Annotated in this window: 23 protein-coding genes, 1 tRNA gene and 1 other RNA gene; 19 read left to right on the top strand and 6 right to left on the bottom strand. The window is 72.5% G+C overall.

Going from position 1 to position 23,980, the window contains the following annotated elements; all coding sequences use genetic code 11:
* Positions 1–57 precede the first annotated feature (57 nt).
* The 8 genes from CO540_RS14455 (at position 58) to CO540_RS14420 (ending at position 6,189) form a co-directional block, all read left to right on the top strand.
* Entirely contained in the window at positions 58–573 is a 516-nt protein-coding gene (locus tag CO540_RS14455) for a PadR family transcriptional regulator (RefSeq protein ID WP_091581545.1), read from the top strand.
* 45 nt (positions 574–618) lie between these two features.
* The gene (prfB, locus tag CO540_RS14450; RefSeq protein ID WP_099162452.1) at positions 619–1,740 is read left to right on the top strand and encodes a peptide chain release factor 2; all 1,122 of its coding nucleotides are present in this window, start codon (positions 619–621) and stop codon (positions 1,738–1,740) included.
* A gap of 118 nt (positions 1,741–1,858) precedes the next feature.
* Positions 1,859–2,539, top strand: coding sequence for a cell division ATP-binding protein FtsE (gene ftsE / locus CO540_RS14445; protein ID WP_013284225.1), 681 nt, complete (start codon positions 1,859–1,861; stop codon positions 2,537–2,539).
* 64 nt (positions 2,540–2,603) lie between these two features.
* Positions 2,604–3,479, top strand: coding sequence for a permease-like cell division protein FtsX (gene ftsX, locus CO540_RS14440; protein ID WP_099162451.1), 876 nt, complete (start codon positions 2,604–2,606; stop codon positions 3,477–3,479).
* 132 nt (positions 3,480–3,611) lie between these two features.
* Positions 3,612–4,091: an SsrA-binding protein SmpB gene (gene smpB / locus CO540_RS14435; RefSeq protein WP_099164766.1), complete on the top strand. Its 480-nt coding sequence runs from the start codon at positions 3,612–3,614 to the stop codon at positions 4,089–4,091.
* A 105-nt stretch (positions 4,092–4,196) separates the two neighbouring features.
* Positions 4,197–4,572: a transfer-messenger RNA gene (gene ssrA / locus CO540_RS14430) on the top strand.
* A gap of 182 nt (positions 4,573–4,754) precedes the next feature.
* Complete coding sequence (locus CO540_RS14425; protein WP_099162450.1) at positions 4,755–5,156, top strand: hypothetical protein; 402 nt, start codon at positions 4,755–4,757, stop codon at positions 5,154–5,156.
* A gap of 37 nt (positions 5,157–5,193) precedes the next feature.
* Entirely contained in the window at positions 5,194–6,189 is a 996-nt protein-coding gene (locus CO540_RS14420; RefSeq protein ID WP_099162449.1) for a hypothetical protein, read from the top strand.
* A 2-nt stretch (positions 6,190–6,191) separates the two neighbouring features.
* On the opposite strand, the gene mdlC is transcribed toward CO540_RS14420, so the two are convergent.
* A complete protein-coding gene (gene mdlC / locus CO540_RS14415; RefSeq protein WP_099162448.1) occupies positions 6,192–7,787 on the bottom strand; it encodes a benzoylformate decarboxylase in 1,596 nt (531 codons plus the stop codon).
* 89 nt (positions 7,788–7,876) lie between these two features.
* Complete coding sequence (locus CO540_RS14410) at positions 7,877–8,677, bottom strand: S-methyl-5'-thioadenosine phosphorylase (RefSeq protein ID WP_099162447.1); 801 nt, start codon at positions 8,675–8,677, stop codon at positions 7,877–7,879.
* 149 nt (positions 8,678–8,826) lie between these two features.
* Between CO540_RS14410 and CO540_RS14405 the strand changes: the two genes are divergently transcribed.
* The 5 genes from CO540_RS14405 to CO540_RS14385 all read left to right on the top strand — a co-directional run bounded on the left by CO540_RS14405 (position 8,827) and on the right by CO540_RS14385 (position 12,352).
* Positions 8,827–9,417, top strand: a complete 591-nt coding sequence (locus CO540_RS14405) for a YqgE/AlgH family protein (RefSeq protein ID WP_091584149.1) — start codon at positions 8,827–8,829, stop codon at positions 9,415–9,417.
* Positions 9,418–9,508: 91 nt separating this feature from the next.
* Positions 9,509–9,581, top strand: a tRNA-Ala gene (locus tag CO540_RS14400).
* A gap of 533 nt (positions 9,582–10,114) precedes the next feature.
* Entirely contained in the window at positions 10,115–10,414 is a 300-nt protein-coding gene (locus CO540_RS14395) for a hypothetical protein (protein ID WP_157779131.1), read from the top strand.
* 82 nt (positions 10,415–10,496) lie between these two features.
* A complete protein-coding gene (locus tag CO540_RS14390; protein WP_099162445.1) occupies positions 10,497–10,940 on the top strand; it encodes a DUF6036 family nucleotidyltransferase in 444 nt (147 codons plus the stop codon).
* An 821-nt stretch (positions 10,941–11,761) separates the two neighbouring features.
* Positions 11,762–12,352: a DUF3592 domain-containing protein gene (locus tag CO540_RS14385; protein ID WP_253866676.1), complete on the top strand. Its 591-nt coding sequence runs from the start codon at positions 11,762–11,764 to the stop codon at positions 12,350–12,352.
* Here CO540_RS14385 and CO540_RS14380 read toward each other — a convergent pair.
* Positions 12,330–12,830 carry a DUF1772 domain-containing protein gene (locus CO540_RS14380; RefSeq protein WP_099162444.1) on the bottom strand — a complete coding sequence of 167 codons (501 nt, stop codon included), beginning with the start codon at positions 12,828–12,830 and terminating at the stop codon, positions 12,330–12,332. The genes CO540_RS14385 and CO540_RS14380 overlap by 23 nt on opposite strands.
* 71 nt (positions 12,831–12,901) lie before the next feature.
* Between CO540_RS14380 and CO540_RS14375 the strand changes: the two genes are divergently transcribed.
* From CO540_RS14375 to CO540_RS14365, 3 genes are all read left to right on the top strand, one after another.
* On the top strand, positions 12,902–13,846 hold the full coding sequence (locus CO540_RS14375; RefSeq protein ID WP_099162443.1) for an AraC family transcriptional regulator: 945 nt from the start codon (positions 12,902–12,904) through the stop codon (positions 13,844–13,846).
* A complete protein-coding gene (locus CO540_RS14370) occupies positions 13,843–14,184 on the top strand; it encodes a VOC family protein (protein ID WP_099162442.1) in 342 nt (113 codons plus the stop codon). The genes CO540_RS14375 and CO540_RS14370 overlap by 4 nt, the downstream gene beginning before the upstream one ends.
* A 138-nt stretch (positions 14,185–14,322) precedes the next feature.
* Positions 14,323–16,845, top strand: coding sequence for a SpoIIE family protein phosphatase (locus CO540_RS14365; protein WP_099162441.1), 2,523 nt, complete (start codon positions 14,323–14,325; stop codon positions 16,843–16,845).
* A 36-nt stretch (positions 16,846–16,881) separates the two neighbouring features.
* On the opposite strand, the gene CO540_RS14360 is transcribed toward CO540_RS14365, so the two are convergent.
* Together CO540_RS14360 and CO540_RS14355 are read right to left on the bottom strand one after the other, a co-directional pair.
* Positions 16,882–17,949 carry a glycerophosphodiester phosphodiesterase family protein gene (locus CO540_RS14360; RefSeq protein ID WP_099162440.1) on the bottom strand — a complete coding sequence of 356 codons (1,068 nt, stop codon included), beginning with the start codon at positions 17,947–17,949 and terminating at the stop codon, positions 16,882–16,884.
* A gap of 162 nt (positions 17,950–18,111) precedes the next feature.
* Entirely contained in the window at positions 18,112–20,334 is a 2,223-nt protein-coding gene (locus CO540_RS14355) for a DUF4153 domain-containing protein (RefSeq protein WP_099164765.1), read from the bottom strand.
* A 163-nt stretch (positions 20,335–20,497) separates the two neighbouring features.
* Between CO540_RS14355 and CO540_RS14350 the strand changes: the two genes are divergently transcribed.
* Positions 20,498–21,400 (top strand): lytic polysaccharide monooxygenase, encoded by a 903-nt coding sequence (locus CO540_RS14350; RefSeq protein WP_099162439.1) that lies wholly within the window; start codon positions 20,498–20,500, stop codon positions 21,398–21,400.
* Between the two features lie 3 nt (positions 21,401–21,403).
* Here the strand turns inward: CO540_RS14350 and mgrA are convergent, their stop codons facing one another.
* Complete coding sequence (mgrA, locus tag CO540_RS14345) at positions 21,404–22,393, bottom strand: L-glyceraldehyde 3-phosphate reductase (protein ID WP_099162438.1); 990 nt, start codon at positions 22,391–22,393, stop codon at positions 21,404–21,406.
* 65 nt (positions 22,394–22,458) lie between these two features.
* Between mgrA and CO540_RS14340 the strand changes: the two genes are divergently transcribed.
* Both CO540_RS14340 and CO540_RS14335 read left to right on the top strand, forming a co-directional pair.
* A complete protein-coding gene (locus tag CO540_RS14340) occupies positions 22,459–23,427 on the top strand; it encodes an aldo/keto reductase (RefSeq protein ID WP_099162437.1) in 969 nt (322 codons plus the stop codon).
* Positions 23,428–23,431: 4 nt separating this feature from the next.
* Positions 23,432–23,929 carry a hemerythrin domain-containing protein gene (locus CO540_RS14335; RefSeq protein WP_091581503.1) on the top strand — a complete coding sequence of 166 codons (498 nt, stop codon included), beginning with the start codon at positions 23,432–23,434 and terminating at the stop codon, positions 23,927–23,929.
* The last annotated feature ends 51 nt before the right edge of the window (positions 23,930–23,980 follow it).

The raw sequence follows: 23,980 nt of genomic DNA, 5'->3' as shown, positions 1-23,980 counted from the left end.
GTGGCGAAAACGGCAAATCCTGGACGCCAGAGCCGACAAAGTGGCAGCTTAGAGGGCATGGCGGAATCCGGAGTCAACCCGACGGCGGCGGCCCTGCTGGGCCTGCTGCACGACGGCCCGATGACTGGCGGCCAGTTGATGGCCGCCGCCGAGCGCCGGCTGGCGCCGTACTGGTCGATGACCCGCAGTCAGGTCTACCGGGAGCTTCCCGTCCTGGCCGAGAAGGGTCTGGTGCGGCTCGGCAAGCCCGGGCCGCGGATGAGCCAGCCGTACGCGCTGACGGCGGCCGGGAAACGGACATTCTCCCGCTGGCTGGCGGAGAATCCCGGCAAGGACACCATCCGTAACCCGATAGCGCTACGGATGGCGTTCGGCAACCTGCACTCGTCGAGCCAGCTCAAGAACCTGTACGCCTCGGCGAACGAGTACCACACCGAGGCGCTGGCGGCGGTGCGGGAGCAGGTCAAGAACGCCAAGAAGGAGGGCGACAACTACGACGCCAGCGCGCTGGAGTTCGCGGTCGCCTACCACAGGGCGGCGCTCTCCTGGCTGAAGACCGCGCCGGTCGGCTGACCACCTGCAACAGGTTGACGGTCCCACGCAGTAGTGTTGTCTGTCGTGACCGCTGCCGATTACGCCGAACAGCTCAAGGAACTCGACGCCACGCTGCGCAACATCGAGGCCGTGCTCGACCTCGACAAGCTGCGCGAGCAGAAGGCCCGCCTGGAGCAGGAGGCCTCCGCGCCCGACCTGTGGGACGACCAGGCCAAGGCGCAGCAGGTGACGTCGCAGCTGTCGTACGTCAACGGTGAGATCACCAAGCTGGGCGACCTGCGCTCCCGGCTCGACGATGCCGGGGTGCTGCTGGAGCTGGCCCAGGCGGAGTCCGACCCGGGCGCGCTCACCGAGGTCGAGTCGGAGATCACCGGGCTGACCAAGGCCATCGAGGAGATGGAGGTCCGCACCCTGCTCTCCGGCGAGTACGACTCCCGGGAGGCGCTGGTCGCCATCCGGGCCGGCGCCGGCGGCGTGGACGCGGCGGACTTCGCCGAGATGCTGCTGCGGATGTACCTGCGCTGGGCGGAGCGCCACGGCTACCCGACGGAGGTCTACGAGACCTCCTACGCCGAGGAGGCGGGCCTGAAGTCCGCCACGTTCACCGTGAAGGTGCCCTACGCCTACGGCACGCTCAGCGTGGAGTCCGGCACCCACCGGCTGGTGCGGATCAGCCCGTTCGACAACCAGGGCCGCCGGCAGACCAGCTTCGCCGGGGTCGAGGTGCTGCCGGTGGTGGAACAGACCGACCACATCGACATCCCCGAGAACGAGATGCGGATCGACGTCTACCGGTCCTCCGGCCCGGGTGGCCAGTCGGTCAACACCACCGACTCGGCGGTCCGGATCACCCACATCCCGACCGGCATCGTGGTCACCTGCCAGAACGAGAAGTCCCAGCTGCAGAACAAGGCGTCCGCGCTGCGGGTGCTCCAGGCCCGGCTGCTGGAGCGCAAGCGGCAGGAGGAGCAGGCCAAGATGGCGGGCCTGAAGACCGACGCCGCCGGCTCGTGGGGCGACCAGATGCGGTCGTACGTCCTGCACCCGTATCAGATGGTGAAGGATCTGCGTACCGAACAGGAGACGGGCAATCCGTCCTCGGTCTTCGACGGCGAGCTGGACAGCTTCATCGAGGCGGGAATCCGCTGGCGGAAGCAGCAGCAGCTCTCCGCTGACGGTGCGTGATCACGGTCGGACGCAGCGCGTCATCGATCTCGGTCTGACCGGGTAAATCGATGACGCGCACCGCATCCACGGGGCGGGGGGCTTGGCTCTGCGGTTACACCGCGTAGACTCTCGACCCGTGATTCAGCTTGAGCAAGTGACGAAGACGTACCCGAAGGCGTCCCGGCCTTCGCTCGACAACGTGTCCGTCTCGATCGAGAAGGGCGAGTTCGTCTTCTTCATCGGTCCATCCGGCTCCGGCAAGTCCACCATCATCAAGTTGCTGCTGCACGAGGTCACGCCCAACAAGGGTCGCGTCGTCGTCAACGGCAAGGACGTCACGTCGATGCGTTCCTGGAAGCGACCCCACTTCCGGCGTTCCATCGGCTGTGTCTTCCAGGACTTCCGGCTGCTGCCGAACCGCACCGCGTACGAGAACGTGGCGTTCGCGCTGGAGGTGATCGGCAAGACGAAGGCGGTGGCCCGTCGGGTCGTGCCGGAGGTGCTGGAGCTGGTCGGTCTCGGCGGCAAGGAGCACCGCTACCCGCACGAGCTGTCCGGCGGCGAGCAGCAGCGTGTCGCGGTGGCCCGGGCGTTCGTGAACCGGCCGCTGATCCTGTTGGCCGACGAGCCCACCGGAAACCTGGACCCGGACACCTCGATCGAGATCATGCGCCTCCTGGACCGGATCAACCGCACCGGCACGACCGTCGTGATGGTCACGCACGACTCCAACATCGTGAACCAGATGCGGCGCCGGGTGATCGAGATCGAGAGCGGCCGCATCGTGCGCGACCAGGCCCGCGGCGTCTACGGCTGAGCCGCTGACGATCCGTAGACCCTGACGACGAACACCTCAGCCGGAGAGCCGGAGGAATATCCCGATGCGGATGAAGTACGTCCTGTCCGAGGTACTGGTCGGACTGTGGCGCAACGTCACCATGACGGTCGCCATGATCATCACCATGGCGGTGTCGCTGTTCATGCTGGGCGGCAGCGGCCTTCTGTACCAGAAGGTCGGCGACATGAAGGATCTCTACTACGAGAACGTCCAGGTCTCGATCTTCCTGAAGACCGACGTCCAGGAGCAGCAGCGGACCGATCTGGAGACCAAGCTCAAGGCGGACCCGCTGGTCAGGGACGTCACGTACGTCGACAAGGACGAGGCGTACAAGCGCTTCCAGCAGATGTACGCCGACGCGCCCGACCTGGTCAACGCGGTCAAGGCCGACCAGCTGCCGGAGTCGTTCCGAATCACGCTGAACGACCCGCAGCAGTACAAGCAGATCTACGACCAGTACAAGACCGCCGAGGGCATCGACACGATCGTCGACCAGAGCAAGCTGCTGGACAAGGTCTTCGGCGTGCTCACCGGCATCCAGAACGGCGCGCTCGCCCTCGCCATCGTGATGGCCGCCGCCGCCCTGCTGCTGGTCGCGAACACCATCCAGGTGGCCGCCTACAGCAAGCGGCGTGAGGTCGCGGTCATGAAGCTGGTCGGCGCGTCCAACTGGTTCATCCAGGCGCCGTTCGTGCTGGAGGCGGTGGTGGCCGGCCTGATCGGCTCCATCCTCGGCCTGCTCGCGCTGATCGGCGTGAAGACGGTGGCGGCCGGCAGCTCGATGGCCGCGCTGGAGGGGCTGATCACCCCGATCTCCTGGTCCGAGATCTTCCTGACCTTCCCGCTGATGGCCGCCGTCGGTGGCCTGGTCAGCGCGATCACCGCCTGGGTCACGCTCCGCTTCTACCTGCGGGTCTAGTTTCGGTACGGCTCTCCCCAAGGGCCCTCCCGCGCCGGAATAAACGGCGCGGGAGGGCCCTTGTGGTTCCGGTAGCATGATCTCCGCTCGCCGGCCGGTGGCCGGGAGCCGATCAGGAAGGGGGTGGCGCCGATGCCACGGGAAAAGGGTCGCAAGGTGGTCGCCTCCAACAAGAAGGCGCGGCACGACTACGCCATCCTCGACACCTACGAGGCGGGCATGGCGTTGACCGGCACCGAGGTCAAGTCGCTGCGCGCCGGGCGGGCGTCGCTGGTCGACGCGTTCGCCCAGGAGAGCGGGGGCGAGCTCTACCTGCACGGCATGCACATCCCGGAGTACACCCAGGGCACCTGGACCAACCACGAGCCCCGGCGCACCCGCAAGCTGCTGCTCAACCGGCTGGAGATCGACCGGCTGATCGGCAAGACCCGGGAGGGCGGGCTGACCGTCGTGCCCTTGCAGGTCTATTTCTCGGACGGCTGGGCCAAGGTCGAGATCGCCCTGGCCAAGGGCAAGAAGTCGTACGACAAGCGGCAGGACCTCGCCAAGCGGGACGCCGACCGGGAGATCCGGCGCGTCGCGGGTCGGCGCGGCAAGGGCATGGGCGACTGATTTGTCGGCTTTGTCCGGGCCGGCGCGCCCGGGCCGGGGCTCGGGATGAAACCCGTTGCGGCAGGCGTTAGGCTTGTCAGTGCCACCAGCACGGTGGCCTGTCGAGGGGGTGACTGGTTTCGACTTCGTACGCAGCGACAGGGGAAGCGAGCCGAGGAAGCCGACGTCGTCTCGAGAATCGGTCGTCGGAAACCAATAAGCGCCAAGAACAATCGCGCTGACTTCGCTCTCGCCGCCTGAGGCGAGTAGCAAGTCTGTCGGCCTGGGAGCGCCTTCGACCCAGTTAGCCGGCATCAGCTAGAAGGCTGGCCAATCGGACCCGGTCGCGGGGTCCGTGCGGCGAGATCAATCAGCGACTGGGCCCGTCACACCAACTTGCTCGCGTGAGCGGTGGGGCCGAGTAGAGGCACAGCGAGCTGCGCTCGGAGAAGCCCTGACAAACCGGCGAAGGACCCGGGTTCGATTCCCGGCACCTCCACCACCTTGACCTGTGCGCCCCGGTCCTCCCGGACCGGGGCGCACAGTCGTCTCCGCCCCCGGCTGGTGCCGGTGGGCTCCCTGGGACGGATGGGGCGAATGAGGCGTCGCCGGTGGCTGGACAGGACGCGCCGGCCGGGTTCACCATCGCGGTATGCGATAGCACCGCAGGCCGGGAGGTGCCCCATGGTCACCAGTCCGATCCAGCAGCCGACCACCGTGCTCGGCCGGGCGTTGGCGGCGACCGGGGAGCCCCGCTGGCGGGAGCGGTTGATCGTCCATCTCGGTCCGGTCCGGCAGGGCTTCACCGAGCACGTCCGGATCACCGAGGGCCCGGCCGGCCGCTACGCCGACCTGCTGCGCACCGCGCCCCGGCTGCACCGGGGCGTACGTCTGCTGGTGGACGAGCACGCCGCGATCGTCGCGGCGCTGGCCGCGCTTCAGCACGCCGTCGGGTCGTCCGCCGTCTCCGCCGAGGAGGTGCGGGAGCAGGCCGGCAACCTGCTCCGCGTGCTCGACCGGCACCGGCGGCGCGGCGCGGACCTGCTCTGGGAGGCGTACCAGGCCGACCTGGGCGGTGGGGACTGACCGGGAACCGGCCGGGAGGTGGCGTCGTCCAATCCGCATGCGCCGATCGCTCGCCCTGCTCGGGCTGCCGTTGCTGGTCCTCGCCGGGTGCGCCACGCCCGACTCCGGTCCGGGTGGCACCACGTCCGCCGAGCCGGGCGCGACGACGTCCGCCGTGCGGAACCAGCACCCGGCGTTCGACCGGCGGGCGCGGGAGGTGGCCGCGCGCTGGCGCCCCGACCCGAGGTGGCGCACCGGCTACGTCCCGCTCCAGGACGCCACTGTCCTCGTCGGCGACCCGGGCTTCAACCCGGAGACGGAGCTGGCGTTCGCCTCCGGTTGGTACCGGGACCAGATCCCCCTGCCGACCGCCGTCCCGCCGGACGGCTCGATCCGCTTCCCCGACGGCGAGCTGCGGGTGCCGCTGGTCAGCGCGGTCGACGCGTACGCCCAGCTGGACCAGGGCGATCCGCCGCCGTGCGACGGCCGACCGCGCGAGCCGCGGCTGGGTAAGCCCGGCTGGCCGGAGCCCGGTGGCCCGACCGCCGAGCCGGGGCCGGACGACCCGGTGTCGACCACCGCGCCGACCCCGTGCGTGCCGCTCACCGTGACCGCGGTCCGCCTGGGCAGCGCGCCGGTGTGGACCAGCCGGGGCGCGGCCGACGTGCCCGCCTGGCTGTTCACGGTGGAGGAGCTGGCCGTACCCGTCGCCCGGCTCGCGGTCGCGCCCCACGCGGTCGGCACCGTCGGTGGCGGCGCGGCGGACACCCTGCCGTTGCCGGCCGGCCTCGTCGCGGCCCAGGAGCTGCGGGCGGTGGACGGGAACCGCCTCGACTACGTGGTCGGCGTCGGCGCCTGCGACGGCGCGCCCACCCCGCTGGTGCGGGAGGGCCCGGACGCGGTGGTGGTCGGCGGCTCCGTGGTCCCCGCCACCGGGGTCTGCACCATGCAGCTCGTGCAGAAGCCGGTGAGCGTCACGCTCTCCGCGCCGCTGGGCGGCCGGGCCGTGCTGGACGTCGGCACCGGCGCCCCACTGGTCGCGCGGCCCGGCTGAGGTCACAGGATCCGGGGCACCTCGGTGCTGATCGGCACCGGCAGCACCGTGGGGCGGTCGGCGGCGAGCGCGGCGGACAGCGCCGGGCCGAGCGCGTCCAGCGACGTCACCACCTCGGCGGCGCAGCCGTAGCCGCGCGCCACCGCCGTCACGTCCAGCCCGGGCAGGTCCAGCGCCGGCACGCCCGGGGTGTGCTTCAGCTCGGCGAACGCCTTGAGGATCGCGTACTGCTGGTTCACCGGGACCACCACGGCCAGCGGCAGGCGCAGCCGCGCCGCGGTCCAGAGCGCCTGCACCGAGTAGTGCACCGAGCCGTCGCCGACCACCGCCACCACCGGGCGGCCGCGCCCGGTGTCCCGCTCCGCGAGCGCGAGGCCCACCGCGGCCGGCAGCCCGAACCCGAGGCCGCCGCTGGCCATGGTGAAGTACGAGCGGGGCCGGTCGACCCGCAGCCGCCGGCGCAACGCGGCCAGGTTGGACGGTGACTCCTGCACCAGCACCCCGTCCGCCGGCCAGGCCGCGGCCAGGGCCGCGAACAGCGCGTCGGCGGTGGGCGGCTCGCTGGGCTCGGGCGGCGCGGGCTGTTCCCGGGGCGGCGGCGCGGGCCGGCCGACCGGCGGCAGCACCTCGATCAGCGCCGTCATGGTCAGGCCGGGATCGCCGAGCAGGCTCTCCCCGACCGGGGCCCGGGCCGCCTCGTCGGGGTCGTCGGTGACGTGCAGCAGCCGGGCGTCGCCGGGCAGGTAGTCGCCGGGCACGTGCGGGTAGTAGCGGAACACCGGAGCGCCGACCACCAGCACCGTGTCGTGGCCGCGCAGCGCCTCCGACAGCGGCCCGATCGCGTACGGGAGCACGCCCCGGAAGTGCGGGTGGCGCTCGGGGAAGACGGCCCGCTCCGGCGCCGGGGCGGCCCACACCGGGGCGGCCAGCCGCTCGGCCAGCGCGACGGCGGCCGGCCAGGCGTCGGCCCGGTCCACCGCCGCGCCGAGCACCAGCACCGGGGCGCGGGCGTCGGCCAGCGTGTCGGCGAAGCCGCGCAGCCGGTCCGGGTCCGGCGCGATGCGGGTGGCGACGGTCCGCACCTGCGGCGGCGGGTCGGCGGTCCGGTCCCAGTCGTCCATCGGCAGGGAGAGGAACACCGGCCCGGCGGGCGGCTGCACCGCCGAGGCGTACGCCCGCATGAAGGCCGCGGGGAGGTCCTGCGCGCGGGCCGGCTCGTGGGCCCACTTGACGTACGGCTGGGCCAGCTCGACCGCCCGCGGGCTGGCCAGCCGGGGTTCGATCAGCAGCATCTCCCGGGTCTGCTGGCCCGCGCTGACGATCAGCGGGGTCCGGTTGTGCCAGGCGGTCACCAGGTTGCCCATGCCGTTGCCGGTGCCCGGCGCGGTGTGCAGGTTGACGTGGGCGGGCCGGCCGGTGCCCTGCGCGTAGCCGTCGGCCATGGCGACCGCCGACGCCTCCTGGAGCGCGTGCACGTAGTGGAAGTCGGCGGGGAAGTCCTGGAGGAACGGCTCCTCGGTCGAGCCGGGGTTGCCGAAGACGGTGGTCAGCCCGAGCGCGCGCAGCAGGTCGTAGGTCGCCTCGCGCACCGTCGCCATCGCCGGCTGCCTCCGTCCCGGGCCGGGCCGCCTCCCGACCCACCGAATCTAGCGGGCGGAAGCCGACTTTTCGGGCGCTTCGCCGGGGCTCAGGGCAGTGGGAACGGCAGCGTGATCCCGTCCAGCGCGCCACCGCACGGGCAGTCCCGCTCGGCCGGCAGCGCGGCGACCGCGTCCAGCAGCAGCCCGCGCAGCCGGTCGGTGTTCTCCGCGAAGACCCGGAACACCTCCTCCTGGGTGACCGACTCGCCCGCCTCGACGCCCGCGTCCAGGTCGGTGACCAACGCGATCGACGTGTAGCAGAGGGCCAGCTCGCGGGCGAGCACCGCCTCCGGATGGCCGGTCATGTTCACCACCGTGCCGCCGATCGAGGCGAACCAGCGCGACTCCGCCCGGGTCGAGAAGCGCGGGCCCTCGACCACCACCACCGTCCCCCCGTCCACCGCCGGCACGCCCCGACCGGCCGCCGCGTCCAGCAGCGTCCGCCGCCCGGCCGGGCAGTACGGGTCGGCGAACGACACGTGCACCGCGCCCCGGTCGTAGTAGGTCTGCACCCGTCCGCTGGTGCGGTCGACGAGCTGGTCGGGCACCACGAACGTGCCCGGCCCCAACTCCGGCCGGAGGCCGCCGACCGCGCACGGCGCCAGCACCTGGCGTACGCCCAGGGAACGCAACGCCCAGAGGTTGGCCCGGTAGGGGATCCGGTGCGGCGGGTGGCGGTGGTCGCGCCCGTGCCGGGGGAGGAACGCCACCCGGCGACCGCCCACCTCGGCCACCGTGATCGGGTCCGACGGCGCGCCGTACGGGGTGTCCACCACATGCTCCACCCCGTCCAGCAGGGCGTAGAGACCCGACCCGCCGATCACCGCCAGTTCGGCCTCCGCCGTCATCCGGCCCTCCCTCGATCCGTCGCGATCACCCGCCGGTCAGACCTTAGCCAGCGGGCGGGGCGCAGGCTATGGTGCCTGACATGGCGTTGACAGCGTGGACGGTCGACGGCGTCGGGCCCGCGCGGGCGCACGGCTGACGGGTGTCGGACATGCAGGGTGAGGGGCAGGCGATCGGTGGCCGAGCCATGGAGTCGATGACCGGACGGCTGCTGGTCGCGACACCCGTGCTCAAGGATCCGAACTTCGACCGCACCGTCGTGCTGCTGGTCGCCCACGAGCCCGGCGGCGCCCTCGGCGTGGTGCTCAACCGGGCCACCGAAGTTCCGGTGGCCGACGTGCTGGGCGACTGGAGCGACCTGGCGCGGGAGCCGGCGGTGCTCTTCGAGGGCGGCCCGGTCCAGCCCGACTCGGCCATCTGCCTGGCCCGGATGCGCCACCCGGTCAAGCCGGTCAAGGGCTTCCACCGGGTCTCCGGCGCGGTCGGCACCATCGACCTCTCGGTCGACCCGGCGAAGCTGCGGGACGCCGTCGGCGGGATCCGGGTCTTCGCCGGCTACTCCGGCTGGGGCGCCGGGCAGTTGGAGCGCGAGATCGAGGAAGGGTCCTGGTTCGTGCTCGACGCGCTTCCCGGCGACGCCTTCGTCGACCGCCCGGACGATCTCTGGCCGATGGTGCTGCGACGGCAGGGCGGCATGATGGCCGCGGTGGCCCACTTCCCGCCCGACGTGGCGCTGAACTGACCGGGCCCGGGGGTGACCCCCCGCGAGATGACCATGCCGAACGGCGTGTGTATAGTTCTTCCCGTGCCCGGGCGACCGGGGACGACCGCAAGGGGCCGTGGCGCAGCTGGTAGCGCACCACACTGGCAGTGTGGGGGTCAGGGGTTCGAGTCCCCTCGGCTCCACCTTGTGTTTGTGCAGGTCAAGCGGCACTTCTCATCGAGAGGTGCCGCTTTTCTTGATCTTTTGGTCACAGATTTCGTCACGGCTGCGCCCCACACCCCACCCGGGCGACACGATCGACCACCGGTTCCGGGCCGCGCCCTACCTGGTACAGATTGCATCTGTCCGGTTCTGGGCGCGTCGTCCTCACCACTTGTGTGCGGGTCTTGACGCCGAGAGATGGTGATCTTAGCGTCCTCGATCACTTGGCTCGTGGATGCGGGGGCGGGACCCGGCTGCCGCCCCGGCCCTGGGTGGGGGCCGCAGGTCCGCGCAAAGTCGTCGACCCATGGATGGTGAGAGGGCGGTGGGCTGCGCGCGCATCTGCGTCCTCCCACGGATCTCGCCATCGCGGACTGTGCCTGGCCACAGATGCGCCGACGAATGTACTAGCGTCGAGGGAGTGAGGAACCGCGCTGCGAGGTACGAGCCACTGACGGTGGCGCGCCTGGGTGCTTTGCTCGTCGGGTCCGACGAGACGCGACGATGGCGGCTGGTGGCGGAGTTTCTCGAGGAGTACCGCTGGGAACCAGCCGAGAAACGCACCGTGCTGCTGGACCAGGAACCAACGCCTACCGGTGACGAGCGTTGGGATGTATTCCTCGCGGCACTGACGGAGCACTTGGCGGCCGGTGACGGGCGGGGTGCGCCGTCATGGGTCGAGACCCGGTCGCTCCGGCGGTTCTGGTTCCCCTTCAACACCCGTGCCGCTCGGGTCGACGCGGTGGTGCACGCGCCGGCAGCGTTCCGTCGTCGGGGCGTGTACGTGTCGGCGCAGGAGTTGAACGTCGCGTGAGCCTTGATGATCCACTGCTGGACCGCTCGGCGATCGAGGATGCCTTCCGCCGACTCGGGACCGGCTGGCGAGGCGGGGCGTCGTGGCGGACCTCTACATCTTCGGCGGGGCGGCCATGGCACTCGCCTACGACTCCCGGCGGGCCACTCGGGATATCGACGCCGTGTTCCAACCCCATGGCATCGTGCTCGACGAGGCTCGTGCGGTAGCCGATGAACTCGGCCTGCCGCACTGGTGGCTCAACGAGCAGGCGAGCGCCTATGTCGCTCCGGGAGGCGACGCGACGGCTCCGCGCGTGTTCGACCACCCGGGCCTGCGCGTGGCGGCGGCCTCTCCGGAACATCTGTTGGCCATGAAGGTGCTTGCTGCACGGCGGCGGGACGCCGAGGACATCCGCTTCCTGGTCAACCATCTCGGGTTGACCAGCACGGAGCAGGTCCTCGCTCTGTGTGCGGAGATCTTCCCGGAGGAGGAGGTCCCTGGCCGGGCAAGACTCGTGCTCGACGACGTCTTCGACGACTCGTAGCTCTGCCATCGTGCTTCGAACGCCGTACGGGAACTGCGTGGACCCGGCTGCGTCGGCTCGTCGGCGATCGTCGCGGTGTGGTTTGCACGGCGGTGCCTCCGGTCCACCCTTGAGCCGACTCGGTCGGGGGTGCCCCAGTTTTGACTGATGGACGCGTGGAGCGCAGAACTATCCGTCGCTCCGATCTGCTCCCGTATGTTGTCGGTGCACTGCTGGCTCCGATCTTTCCGATCGCGATGGTTGTGCACACGGTGGCGCGTGAGCAGCCCGGGTATGGGCTTGCTCTGTCGCTGGCGATTTCTGTCGGTGGACTGTGCATCGCCTACCTTGCAGGACCAGCCGCTACGTTCACCGTGCTGCCAACGTCCATCCGGGTGGCAAATCCATTCATTCGATTTGAGGTGCCTAGGCATCTATTCGAAGGGTTCGACTTGTTGGAGACCGTTTCCGTGCGCCTGCTGGTGCAGGGAAGTGAACCAATAACGGTCCAAGCGGCCCCCCTGGGCTCAGCACCGCGCACAGCAGAAAGCGCCTACTGCGCGGTCTGTATGGTCTGCAGGGCTGCATTGATGATATTCCTCCCCGGCCATCCTGCGGAGGTATTTCGAAGCGCATGAGGCTGGGAAACATTGCCGCAGCAACGTCGGCGCTGGCAGCATTTTTCGGGGCCGCCTGGTATGTGGTCGCAAACGCCGCCTTGGGGTAGAGGTCGTAGCGGGTCCTCGGCGTGAGATGGCCGTTTGAAGAAAAACTTGATCTGATACGTGCGAGGTTCCCCCGGTAGCTGGCCGATGCGAACCAAGACACGAGGAGGGCCGGTAGTGGAGAGCCCGTTCGGCCGGCGAGAGGTGAAGCTGGTCCTCTGGGTTGTCCTGGGCACCCTTCTGGTCGGCGCAGGTATCCTGCTCACTGTTCGGCTGCGCGAGGCGATCGACGAGCGGGTTCGCGTCGGCGCCGAGACGACAGGCGAAGTGGTCCACATCGAACGGTTCAGGATCACGCGTTCGTTCTCCGCCAACAGGCTGACGGTGGACTACACGTTCGACGGCGTGCGGCACCGGGAGCGGTTCTCCAGCGAACTCGACGAGAGTGAGTTCCGCGTCGGGGAGTTGCTCGACGTACGCGTCGACCGGACGGATCCGACCCGGGCTGCCACGCCCGACGGGTATGCGACGGAGGATCTGCTCCTGCAGGTGCCGACCCTCCTGGAAGGCCTCGGCATCGTCGTGATCTTGATCTCGCTCGCGTTGATCAGAACAGGCCCCGGCGCGATTAGGTTGGCGGGTGGAACTCGACTGCCGCCCCGGCCCTGGGTCGGGCGGCAGGTCCGCGCGGAGTCGTCGACTCATGGCAGGTTTCGGTACGGTTCGGGCCTGGCCGTGATGAGACTCAGTCGCCGGCACGGCCGGTGAGCGCCAGGGCCCAGCAGAACGCCGCGAACCCGCCCGTGCTCGCCAGCGCGCGGACCACGTTCCCGGCGACCCAGGTGGCCTCGAAGCGCGCCCGTACGGCACCGGGGTCGCCGAGCCGGTCCGCCGGTCCGGCCGCCGCCAGCGCGTCGTTCAACGGGACGTTGACGGCGACCGTGATGCCGACCGCCACCAGGTAGAGGACGAGCCCGGCGATGATCCACGGCAGCGCCGGGCGGCCGGCGCCCCGCCAGGCCAGCACCGCCGACAGGGCGGCGAGCAGCGGCGTGCCGAGGAACGCCAGCAGGAACCAACCGTTGACGATGGTCACGTTGATCCGCTGCATCGCGTCCACGAACGTGCGGTCGTCCGCGCCCCGCAGCGCCGGCATCACGGCGTAGGCGAACGCGGCGAAGAGCCCGGCCATCAGCCCGGCCCCGACGGTGGCCCCGACCAGCGTCAGGTGCTGTACGAGTCGCATGTGCCCAGTCAACCGCCGCCCGGTGAGACGGCACATGGCCAGGACGCGCGAATGTGTGTGTAATCGTCTTCGTGGACGCCGTTGCCGGACTGCTCGACGGCCCCCGGGCCCGGGGCGCCTTCCTGCTCCGTTCGATCCTCACACCGCCCTGGTCGATGCTGGTCCGGGACGAGGCGCCGCTCACCGTGGTCGCGGTGGTCCGTGGTGACGCCTGGGTCGCGCCGGAGCAGGCCGAGACCGCGCGGCTCGGCGCCGGGGACGTGGCGATCGTACGCGGCCCCGGTCCCTATCTCGTCGCCGACGACCCGGCCACGCCGCCCCAGGTGGTGATCCTCCCGGGCCAGCGCTGCACCACGCCGGACGGGCGCGAGCTGTTCGGGACGACCGGGCTCGGCGTCCGCACCTGGGGCAACGGTCCGGACGGCCCGACGATGTTGCTCACCGGCACGTACGCGGTGCAGGGAGCGGTCGGCCGGCGGCTGTCGGACGCGCTGCCCCCGCTGGCGGTCGTTCCGCGTGACTCCTGGGACACACCGCTGGTCCCGCTGCTGGCCGCCGAGATCGTGAAGGACGAGCCGGGCCAGGCGGCGGTGCTGGACCGCCTGCTCGACCTGCTGCTCATCGCCGCGCTGCGGGAGTGGTTCGCCCGGCCGGGCGCGGCGGCACCCGCCTGGTACCGGGCACACGCCGATCCGGTGGTCGGCCGGGCCCTGCGGGCGCTGCACCACGACCCCGCCCGACCGTGGACCGTGGCGGTGCTGGCCACCGAGGCCGGGATCTCCCGGGCGGTCCTGGCCCGGCGGTTCACCGCGCTGGTCGGCGAACCGCCCATGTCGTACCTCACCGGGTGGCGGCTGGCGCTCGCGGCCGACCTGCTCCGCGAGCCGGGCGCCACCGTCGGGGCGGTGGCCCGCCGGGTCGGCTACGGCAGTTCCTTCGCGCTGAGCGCCGCGTTCAAGCGCCGGTACGGCGTGAGCCCTCGCCGGCACGTGGGCGCGCCTACCATGGCCGGATGACGGTCGACCTGTTCGCCGGCGTCCCGGTCCGCGACCGCGCGGTGGCCACCGCCTGGTACGACCGGCTGCTCGGCGGTCCGCCGGCGTTCCTGCCCAACGACACCGAGGCGGTCTGGGAACTCGCCGAGCACCGCTACCTCTACGTCGACGTGCGGCCGGAGCACGCCGGGCACGCCATGCACACCGTCTTCGTCGACGACCTCGACGCCCGTCTGGCCGGGATCGCGGCCCGCGGACTGACGCCGGCCGACGAGGAGACCTACGACAACGGCGTCCGCAAGGTCGTCTTCCGGGACCCGGACGGCAACGAGATCGGCTTCGGCGGGGGGCCGGCCTGACCGACCTGCCGGGCGGGTGTGAGCTGCCCGACAGGGCCCCTGTTCATCCGGCGGTCGGTGGGTCGCCCCGCCGTGTCCGCGGCGGTACCGTCTCCCCGGGCCCGTCGGTCGGCCCTCGTACGGATGAGGGAGGGCGGGGTGCGGGATCGGGTCGGGCGCACGGTCGACGACGGCAGCGGCCTGCTCCCGTCCGACGTCCTGCGCCGTACCGGCGCCGAGGTGGCGGTCCTCGTCCTGCTCGACCCCGCCGGCACGCAGCTGGACCTGATCTACTCCGTCGGCATGGTGCCCGAGCTGGCCGAGACCTGGGCCCGTTTCCCGCTTGCCGCGCCGGTCGGCATCTCCCGCGCCGCCCGCACCGGTGAGGTGGTGGAGGCGGGGTCGTTCCGGGAGCGGCTGATCCGCTTCCCGGCGACCGCGAGCCTGCCCACTGCCGACGTCGAGGGCCTGGTGGCCGCACCGCTGTGGCACCCGGACGGCGACGGGACGGTCGTCGGCGCGCTCAGTCTCGGCTTCCGGGGCCACGTGCCGCCGGGCACGGTGGAGGCGGCGACCGGCCTCGCCGCGTACGCCGCCGGGCGGGTGCGCGCGGCCGGGCTGCGGCACGGTGCCCACGTGCCGGTCGCCGAGGAGCCCGGACCACCCGGCCCGTCGCCGGTGGCCACCCTCGGGCACGGCCCGGCGGTGTCCGCCATCGACCAGGCGTTGCTGGAGACGATCCTGCTCCACCTGCCGGTCGGGGTCAGCGTGCTGGACCGGGACCTGCGCTTCGTCATGGCCAACCAGCGGGCCGCCGAGATCAACGGACGGCCGGCCGCCGAGCACCCCGGCCGGCACCTGCGCGAGGTGCTGCCGGAGCTGCCCGAGTCGTTCGCCGAGCAGCTCCGGCAGGTGATCGAGACCGGGCGTCCGCTGGTCAACCTGGACGTCGTCGGTCCCACCCCGGGACGACCCGGCCGGCGGCGGTGGCGGGGCAGCTACTACCCGGTGCACGGGTCCACACCGGTGGGCCCGGTCGGCATCGCGGCCGTCTTCGACGAGGTGCCCGACGAGGCGACGGTCGGCGTCGAGCAGCTCACCGCGGACCGGGCCACCATGCTCACCGCCCTCGACACGCTGGTGGAGAACGCGCCGGTCGGGGTGGCCCTGCTCGACACCGACCTGCGCTACCTCAAGATCAACCCTGTCCTCGCGGCGTGGAACGGTCGCCCGGTCGGCGACCACCTCGGCCGCCGGGTGCCCGACCTGTTCCCCGAGCTGGGTCCGGTCGTCGAGCCGCTGATGCGGGAGGTCGCCGAGACCGGCGCGGTCCGCGACGTCGAGGTGGTACGCGCCGGCCGGACGTACCTGAGCAGTTTCTTCGCGGTGCCGGGCGGCGGCGGGCGGGCCGGCGCGGTGGCCGTCCTCATCACCGACGTCACCTCGCGGCGGCGCGAGGAACGGCGGGCCCGCCGGGTGCAGGAGTTCACCGCCGCGCTCTCCCAGGCGGTCTCCGTGGCCGAGGTGGTCGCGGCGGTCCGGGACGGCGCCGGTCCGGCGGCCGAGGCGACCGTCGCGGCCGTCGCGCTCCTCGACGAGGCGGGCCGGCAGATCCGTTTCCCGCCCACCGGCCAGGAGCCCCCGTCGCGGTGGAAGGCGGTCGGGCGGGACGCCGTTCACCCGATCGCGGCCACCTTCCGGGCCGACGAACCCAGCTTCTACCCGGAGCTCGAACCTCTCCTCGACCGGTTCCCCGACGCCGCCGACGCGATCCGGAACAGTCCCCACCGGTCGTGGGCGATGGTGCCGCTGCGCGGACGGGGGACCGCCGCCGGGGTGCTCGTCTTCGGGTACGCCGAACCGCAGGAGTTCGAGCCGGCGCGACGGGACTTCCTGGTCACCCTGGCCGGTCTGGCCGGGCAGGCGCTCGCCCGGGCGCAGCTCTACGAGCGGGAGCACGCCACCGCCGTACGCCTGCAACGCAGCCTCCTGCCGTCGCGGCTGCCGGCGGTGCCCGGAGCCGAGCTGGCGGCGGTCTACCTGGCCGGCGACGCGGTGGGGGTCGGCGGCGACTTCTACGACGTGTTCCCGGTCGACGGTGCCGCCGGCCGGGAGTGGGTCCTCGTGGTTGGCGACGTCGCCGGCCGGGGCGTGGACGCCGCCTCCGTCACCGGCCTGGCCCGGCACACGCTGCGGATCACCGCGGCGCTGGCGGAGCCCGCCACGGCCCTGCGCCAACTGCACGCCCGGCTCCGGACCGACCCGGACGTGGACCGGTTCCTCAGCGTGGTGTGCGGGCGGCTGCGGCTGCGCGACGGCGGTGCCGACCTGGACGTGGCCTCCGGCGGCCACCCGCCCGCGCTGGTCCGCCGGGCCGACGGGCGGGTCGAGGTGATCACCGTGCCGGGCGTGCTGCTGGGCGCCTTCCCCGAGGTGCGGCTCGGGCGGCGGTCGGTCGCCCTCGAGGCCGGCGACACCGTGCTGTTCTACACCGACGGGGTGATCGAGGCGCGCGGGCCGGGCGGGCTCTTCGGCGAGGAACGCCTGGTGGAGCTGCTGTGCGACGCGCCGGACAGCACACCGCGGCAGCTGGTGGAGCTGGTGCGCGACGGGGTGGCCGCCTACCAGAGCGGCCCGGTCGCCGACGACATCGCGATCCTGGCGCTGCGCGTCGGCGGCTGAGGAGGGGCCACGTGGGCCCCTCCCCGCCCCCACCGCTCAGCGCGCCCGGTACGCCTTCGGCAGCCGCATGCCCCGCTCGGCCATGAGCTGCCGGACCCGGTTCGGATAGTCGGTGATGACGCCGTCCACGCCGAGGTCCATCAGCGCCGCCACGGTCGGCATGTCGTCGCAGGTCCACGGCACGACCCGCAACCCGCGTGCGTGCGCGTCCGCGATCATCTTCCGGTCCGGGTAGAACCGGAAGGCCGGGTCGGCGATCGTGCCGTTCTGCGGGAACCCGTAGTTCGGCGAGAGCGTGGTGACGCCCGGGATCGCGTCGGCGGCCCGGACGAAGTCGCCGCCGAAGTCGTCCACGTCTAGCCCGCCCAGCCACGGCGACGCGCCCGGCTTGCCGACCTGGAGGAAGTCGTAGTTGGTCAGCGCCACCAGCGGCCAGCGCGGCGCGAGCCGGTGCATCACCCGCAGCGCTCCCCAGTCGAACGACTGGATGGTGACCTGCCGCTCGATGCCCGAGCGCCGGATCTCCTCGAAGACCCGCCGGACGAACAGCTCACGCGGCGCGGTCTGCTCGGGCGCCCCCGCCTCCACCTTGGTCTCGATGTTGAGCGTGATCCCGTGGGCCCGGTAGCGCTTCACCAGGTCGAGCACGTCGCGCAGCTCCGCCATCCGGGCGCCGGCGACCTGCTCCTGCTCCGGGAAGCCGGGCAGCTGCTGGTAGCCGCAGTCCATGGTCCTGATCTGCGCCAGGGTCAGGTCCTTGACGTACTTCCCGACGTACGGGTACGCCGGGTCGCCCGGACGCACCGGCGCGGTGTCCCGGCACTTCTGCGCGCTGACCTGGCGGTCGTGCGTGACGACGACCTTCTCGTCCCGGGTGACCTGGGTGTCCAGCTCCAGCGTGGTGACGCCGAGGCGCATCGCCTTGGCGAAGCCGGCCAGCGTCTCCTCGGTGGTCATGCCGATGCCACCGCGATGGGCCTGCAGGTCGAAGTGGGTCCGCTGCGGCGGGACGCCGGGACGGTCGGCCGGAGCCGCGTGGGCGGCCGCCGGCACGGCCAGCGCCGCGCCGGTGACCAGTGCCGTCAGCACCTGACGGACGGACATGGAGGAACCTCCGCTACCTCGGTTGACGTTCGCGCAGCCGAAGGTAGGCGCGGCGACGGTGGCGGCCGTGGCGGCGAGGTGAGGGGCGGATGAACGGTCGCGGGCGAGGCGGTCCGAGCCGGTGGCCGGGCCGCGGCGTTCGCGGCCCGGCCACCGGGGACGTCAGCGGGGTCGGCGGGTCTTCGGCAGGTCGAACTGGTCCGCCCGGCGGCAGTCCTTCGGCCCGCCGACCGCCGTCGGCCCGACCCGGTCCAACGCCTGGCGGGCCCGCTGGCGGCCGAGGTTCCAGGCGTACCAGGGGTCGCGCTGGTCGAGCTCGTCGGCGATCCAGCTCAGCGTGCAGCGGCGCACCGGGTCGGGCAGCTGGGTGAGCGCGGGTGTGGCGTCGGCGGACAGCGCCCGCAGGTACCAGGCGTCGATCTTGCCGGTCTGCTCGTACCGGAGCGTGTTGCGCCGGGCGGCGTAGTCCTCCGGGTTCAGCACCGCCAGGCCGAGCAGCATCGCCACGGCCAGTGCCACGGTGGCGCCGGGGATCCACCGGCCCCGCCAGCGCACGCCCGCCGCCAGGATCATCAGGAAGACCGCGCCGAGCAGCAGCTCGAACGCCATCACGAAGATCCGCTCACCGGTGAAGCTGTAGACCTTCTGGTAGGTCCACATCCGGGACAGCGCGGACACCACGATCACCACGCTGAGCGCGCTGAGCAGCCCGAGCAGCACGCGCAGCAGGACGCGTTCGACCGGCCGCTCCCGGCCGGCCCAGCGGCCCACCCCGGCGAGCACCGCCACCGTCAGCAGCGTGACGAAGAGCAGCTGCCAGAAGCCGCTGCGGGCGTACTCGGCGTAGCTCAGCCCGGCGACCTTCTGCACGTGCCGCTCGCCGCCGAAGAGCACGGTGAACTGCACCACCACGAAGCCGGCGAAGAGCAACGTCAGCGCCCCGATCGCCGGGGCCCACTCCAGCAGGCCGAGCCGGCGCTCACCCTCCCGGTCCACGGTGGACAGGTCGGGCGGTGCGGTCAGCGTGTAGACGGCGGCGACCGCGATCAGCCCACCCACCGCGGCGAGGAAGAGCCAGCCGACCACCGTACCGAGGTCGACCTCGGGCACGAGCGTGCCCAACGCCTCGGAGAACGCCGCGTCGGCCGACGCGAGCAGGCTGCCGAAGACCACCAGCACGACCAGGGTGGCGACCACCGACACGGTGACCTTGCGGACCGTCGTCGCCTCCGGCGAGGCGCTGACGTGCCGGCGCACCCAGGGCAGGCCGCGCAGCGCCGCGAACGGCGTGGCGACGAGGCCGAACAGGATCGAGCGGACCAACCGGCCGCCGGCGATCGCGAGCGTGGCGCAGCCCAGCGCGCCGAGCACGCAGAACGTCACCAGCCACCAGGCGTTGCGGACCGCCGGCACGGCGATCAGGGCCAGGGCCGCCACCGCCCAACCGAGGCGGATCAGCCGGTCGGCGCGGGGCAGTTCGGCGGTCTTCGTGCGAACCGCGAGCAGCACCGCGACGGTGAGCGTCAGCCAGCCCAGGAACCAGCCGATGCCGACCCGGCCGAGCGGCACGAAGACCGCGCTGCCCAGCGCGGCGGCGAGCACCGCGAGCGGCACGGCCCGGCCGGTGGCCGGCTTCGGACCGGGCCACCGGGCGCCCAGGAACGAGGTGCGGGGCCCCCGGGGTCGGGGAGCCCAGCTCTGCGGCGGCGGGTAGGTGCCCCAGGGGCGCATGTCCTGGTACGGCGGCGCGGCGGGCGGGTGCGGGCCGGGGCCGGCCGGTGCCACCGCGGTGCCGGGGCCGACCGGCGCGGGCTGCGGCGGGGCCTGGACCGCCGGCCCGGCGGCGGTCACCGCGGACGGGGAGGGCTGCACGGCCGTGACCACCGGGGGCGACGCCGTGGTGTGCGAGCCCGTGGCGGCCCCGGACGTCGCCGTCGCCGGTCGACGCGCCGGGTCGGTGTCCGCCGCGACCAGGACCGGACCACCGTCGGCCTCGTTTGCCGCACCCGAACCATCGTCGGCCTTGACGGCCGCACCCGAACCATCGTCGGCCTTGACGGCCGCACCCGGACCGTCCTCGGCCGGACCGGTCGCGGCCTCCACGGTCGGTGGACCGGCCTGGGCGGGCACGCCGGTGGCCGGCTGACCGGCCGCCGGCACCAGCGGCACGAACAGCGCGTAGCCCTGGGTGCCGGCCGGCACGGTGACCGGGATCGCCCAGGCGGGCTGCCCCTCCGCGCCGGGCCACGGCACCGGCGGTGGCGCGCCCTCCATCGTGGGCAGCACCAGCAGGTACGGCTGGGGTGCGGGCGGGACGTCGCCCGCCGGGGACCCGTCCGCCGGGGCGGCGCGGGGCGGTTCGGGGGGCTGTGCCGGCTCGGGCAAGGCTCGCTCCTTGATCACAGGGTGTCGTCACTGTAGGGCCGGCCCGGGCCGCGCCGCCGCCCCGATTGTCCGTTCGGACAGCCGAGCCTGACCGGTCGGGGTGTCGACGCGGATCGAACCTTTGCCGCCTCCCGCCCGTACCAGTGCGCGGGAGGTCGATCACATGGACACACGTCGCGCGCTCGCCGCGCTCGCCGCCGTCGCCGCGACGCTGCTGTCCACCGCCGTACCGGCGAGCGCCCACGGGGCGCCGACCAGCCCGATGAGCCGGGCGGCGGCCTGCGGTCCGGAGGGTGGCCGGGCACAGACACCGGCCTGCCGCGCCGCGATCGCCGCCGGCGCGGCGGTACGCGAGTGGGACAACATCCGGGTGGCCCGGATCGACGGGCGGGACCGGGAACGCATCCCGGACGGGGAGCTGTGCAGTGGCGGGCTCTCCGCGTACCGGGGACTGGACCTGCCCCGCAGCGACTGGCCCGCCACCACGCTCACGGCCGGGGCCCGGCACACGTTCCGCTATCGCACCACCATCCCGCACGAGGGCACGTTCCGGTTCTACGTGACCACCCGGTCGTACGCCCCGGACCGGCGTCTGACCTGGGCGGACGTCGAGGAGAAGCCGTTCCTGGAAGTCACCGACCCGCCGATCCGGGCCGGCGCGTACGAGATGCCGGGACGGTTGCCGACCGGGCGCACGGGCCGGCACCTGATCTACGTGATCTGGCAGAACTCGAGCACCCAGGACACCTACTACTCCTGCTCCGACGTGATCTTCCGGGCCGCCGCGAGCGGCTCCGGGAGCCGGGGCAAGCCGTCGGCGAGCGCGGCGGCCCCGCGTACCCTCGCCGTGCCGGCGACCGGCGACGAGCCGGCGGCGGGGGTGCCGGTGGCGGCGGTGACCGACACCGACCCGCTCTCCCGGCCGCTGGTCATCGGCGCGGCGGCGGTGGTCACCGCGCTGCTGGCGACAGTGGTCGGCCTGCGGCTGCGACGGGCCGGCGGCCCGCCGCCCGGGCGGCCGTGCGGGGTGCGCAACCACCGCGCCGGGCGGCGTCGGATCTGGTGAGCCTCAGTCGAGCAGCTGCTCGATCTCGGCCAGGTCCTCGCCGGCCAGGTCGAGGTTGTCCAGCGCGGCGACGTTGCCCTCCAACTGGGCGACGCTGCTCGCGCCGACGATGAGGCTGGTCATGCGCGGGTCGCGCAGCGCCCACGTCAGGGCGAGCTGGGCCAGCGTCTGACCCCGCCGCTCGGCCACCGCGGCGAGCCCGCGCACGGTCGCCATCCGCGCCTCGTCCAGGTCGCTCTCGTTGAGGAACACGCTGGTCCGCACGCGCGAGTCGGCCGGGATGCCGCCCAGGTAGCGGTCGGTGAGCAGGCCCTGGGCCAGCGGGCTGTAGGCGATGCAGCCGGCGCCCACCTGGGCCAGCGTGTCGAGCAGGCCGTCGGACTCGGTCCAACGGTTGAGCATCGAGTACGACGGCTGGTTGATCAGCAGCGGAGTGCCCAGGTCACGGAGGATCTCGGCAGCCCGGGCGGTCTGCGCCGAGTCGTAGTTGGAGATGCCGACGTAGAGCGCCTTGCCGGACCGGACGACGGCGTCCAGCGCGCCCATCGTCTCCTCCAGCGGGGTGTCCGGGTCGAACCGGTGCGAGTAGAAGATGTCGACGTGGTCCAGGCCCATCCGGCGCAGCGACTGGTCCAGCGACGAGATCAGGTACTTGCGGGAGCCCCACTCGCCGTACGGGCCGGGCCACATCAGGTAGCCGGCCTTGGTGGAGACGACCAGCTCGTCGCGGTACGGCTTCAGGTCGGTGGCGAGCAGCCGACCGAAGTTCTCCTCCGCCGACCCCGGCGGCGGGCCGTAGTTGTTGGCCAGGTCGAAGTGGGTGATGCCGAGGTCGAACGCGCGGCGGACGATGTCGCGCTGCCGCTCGAAGGGCCGGTCCGGCCCGAAGTTGTGCCACAGGCCGAGGGAGATGACGGGCAGCCGGAGCCCACTGCGGCCGCTGCGCCGGTAGCGCATCGATTCGTAACGGTCGTCGCTGGCGAGGTAGGTCACCTGATCATTCTGCCGCCACCGGCGAACACGCGTGCGGTCACGGCGGCGCGGGTAGCGTCGGATCCATGCGTTTCGTGCGGCTCGACACCCCCAAGCCCATCTCCAGGATCGGCCTCGGCACGTGGCAGTTCGGCTCCCGCGAGTGGGGCTACGGCCCCGACTACGAGCGCCGGGCGGCCGAGATCGTGCGGCGGGCGCTCGACCTCGGGGTCACCCTCTTCGACACCGCCGAGCTCTACGGATTCGGCCGCAGCGAGCGGATCCTCGGGGCCGCGCTCGGCGACGACCGGGCGAAGGTCGTGGTGGCCAGCAAGATCTTCCCGCTGCTCCCGGTCGCCCCGGTGGTGCAGCAGCGTGCGGTCGCCTCCGCCGCCCGGCTCGGCGTCGACGGCATCGACCTCTACCAGGTGCACCAGCCCAACCCGGTGGTCGCCGACACCACCACCATGAGCGGCATGCGCACGCTCCAGGACGTCGGCCTGGTCGGCGAGGTGGGCGTCAGCAACTACGACCTGCGCCGGTGGCGGTTCGCCGAGGCCGCGCTGGGCCGCCGGGTGCTGAGCAACCAGGTCCGCTACAGCATGATCGACCGCGGCCCCGAGGAGGACCTGATCCCGTACGCGGAGCAGGCCGGCCGGATCGTCATCGCGTACAGCCCGCTGGCGCAGGGTTTCCTCTCCGGCCGCTACGACGCCGCCAACCCGCCGGCCGGGGCGGTGCGCCGGGCCAACCCGTACTTCCTGCCGGAGAACCTGGCGCGCGGCACCGAGCTGATCGCCACGCTGCGCGAGGTGGCCGACGCGCACGACGCCACGCCGAGCCAGATCGCGCTGGCGTACGTGCTGCGGCACCCGAACGTGGTCGCCATCCCCGGCGCGTCCGGAGTGGAGCAGATGGAACGCAACGCGGCCGCCGCCGAGATCGACCTGACCGACGACGAGTACGCCGCGCTGGCCACCGCCGCGCGCGCGTTCCGCCCGGTCACCGGCCTGGCCGCCGTACCGAAGATGATCCGCGCCCGACTGGGGAAGTGACCGCATGGACGACATCACCGCACTGATCCTGGACGACCACGCCGCCTTCCGGCGCGGCTTCGCCCGGCTCGACGACGCCCGCGACCCGGCCGAGATGCTGGCGATCTGGGAGGCGCTCGCGCTGCACCTGGACATCCACGCGGAGGCCGAGGAGGCGATCCTCTACCCGCACCTGGTCAAGCACGGCGACGACGGCGAGGACGAGACCGCCGACGCCATCGGCGACCACAACAAGATCCGCGACGCGGTCGCCGAGTCGAAGCGGCACGAGGTCGGCTCGGACGCCTGGTGGGCGGCGGTGGGCACGGCCCGCAAGGAGAACAGCGAGCACCTGGCCGAGGAGGAGGACGAGGCGCTGCCCGACTTCCGCCGGCACGCGAGCGTGGAACTGCGGGCCGAGCTGGGGGCACGGTGGCTCACCTTCTACGGCGAGCACAAGAACGGTCGGAACCTGCGCTTCCACGACAAGGACCCGGAGGCCTACGTCCGCGACCACCGCTGAGGACATCTCCCCGGCGCGGGGGAGTCGCGGGCCGGCCGGCGGCGGGACAAT

The organism is Micromonospora sp. WMMA2032 (assembly GCF_002688545.1).
GTDB lineage: Bacteria > Actinomycetota > Actinomycetes > Mycobacteriales > Micromonosporaceae > Micromonospora > Micromonospora sediminicola.
This window is presented reverse-complemented; position numbering and strand designations above follow the sequence as displayed.

Bases quoted from the DNA above. Each gene is read 5' to 3' on its own strand.
- CO540_RS14455 (WP_091581545.1), top strand. From the start codon at position 58: ATGGCGGAATCCGGAGTCAACCCGACGGCGGCGGCCCTGCTGGGCCTG.
- ftsX (WP_099162451.1), top strand. From the start codon at position 2,604: ATGCGGATGAAGTACGTCCTGTCCGAGGTACTGGTCGGACTGTGGCGC.
- smpB (WP_099164766.1), top strand. From the start codon at position 3,612: ATGCCACGGGAAAAGGGTCGCAAGGTGGTCGCCTCCAACAAGAAGGCG.
- CO540_RS14425 (WP_099162450.1), top strand. From the start codon at position 4,755: ATGGTCACCAGTCCGATCCAGCAGCCGACCACCGTGCTCGGCCGGGCG.
- CO540_RS14420 (WP_099162449.1), top strand. From the start codon at position 5,194: ATGCGCCGATCGCTCGCCCTGCTCGGGCTGCCGTTGCTGGTCCTCGCC.
- mdlC (WP_099162448.1), bottom strand. From the start codon at position 7,787: ATGGCGACGGTGCGCGAGGCGACCTACGACCTGCTGCGCGCGCTCGGG.
- CO540_RS14410 (WP_099162447.1), bottom strand. From the start codon at position 8,677: ATGACGGCGGAGGCCGAACTGGCGGTGATCGGCGGGTCGGGTCTCTAC.
- CO540_RS14405 (WP_091584149.1), top strand. From the start codon at position 8,827: ATGCAGGGTGAGGGGCAGGCGATCGGTGGCCGAGCCATGGAGTCGATG.
- CO540_RS14380 (WP_099162444.1), bottom strand. From the start codon at position 12,830: ATGCGACTCGTACAGCACCTGACGCTGGTCGGGGCCACCGTCGGGGCC.
- CO540_RS14370 (WP_099162442.1), top strand. From the start codon at position 13,843: ATGACGGTCGACCTGTTCGCCGGCGTCCCGGTCCGCGACCGCGCGGTG.
- CO540_RS14360 (WP_099162440.1), bottom strand. From the start codon at position 17,949: ATGTCCGTCCGTCAGGTGCTGACGGCACTGGTCACCGGCGCGGCGCTG.
- CO540_RS14350 (WP_099162439.1), top strand. From the start codon at position 20,498: ATGGACACACGTCGCGCGCTCGCCGCGCTCGCCGCCGTCGCCGCGACG.
- CO540_RS14340 (WP_099162437.1), top strand. From the start codon at position 22,459: ATGCGTTTCGTGCGGCTCGACACCCCCAAGCCCATCTCCAGGATCGGC.
- CO540_RS14335 (WP_091581503.1), top strand. From the start codon at position 23,432: ATGGACGACATCACCGCACTGATCCTGGACGACCACGCCGCCTTCCGG.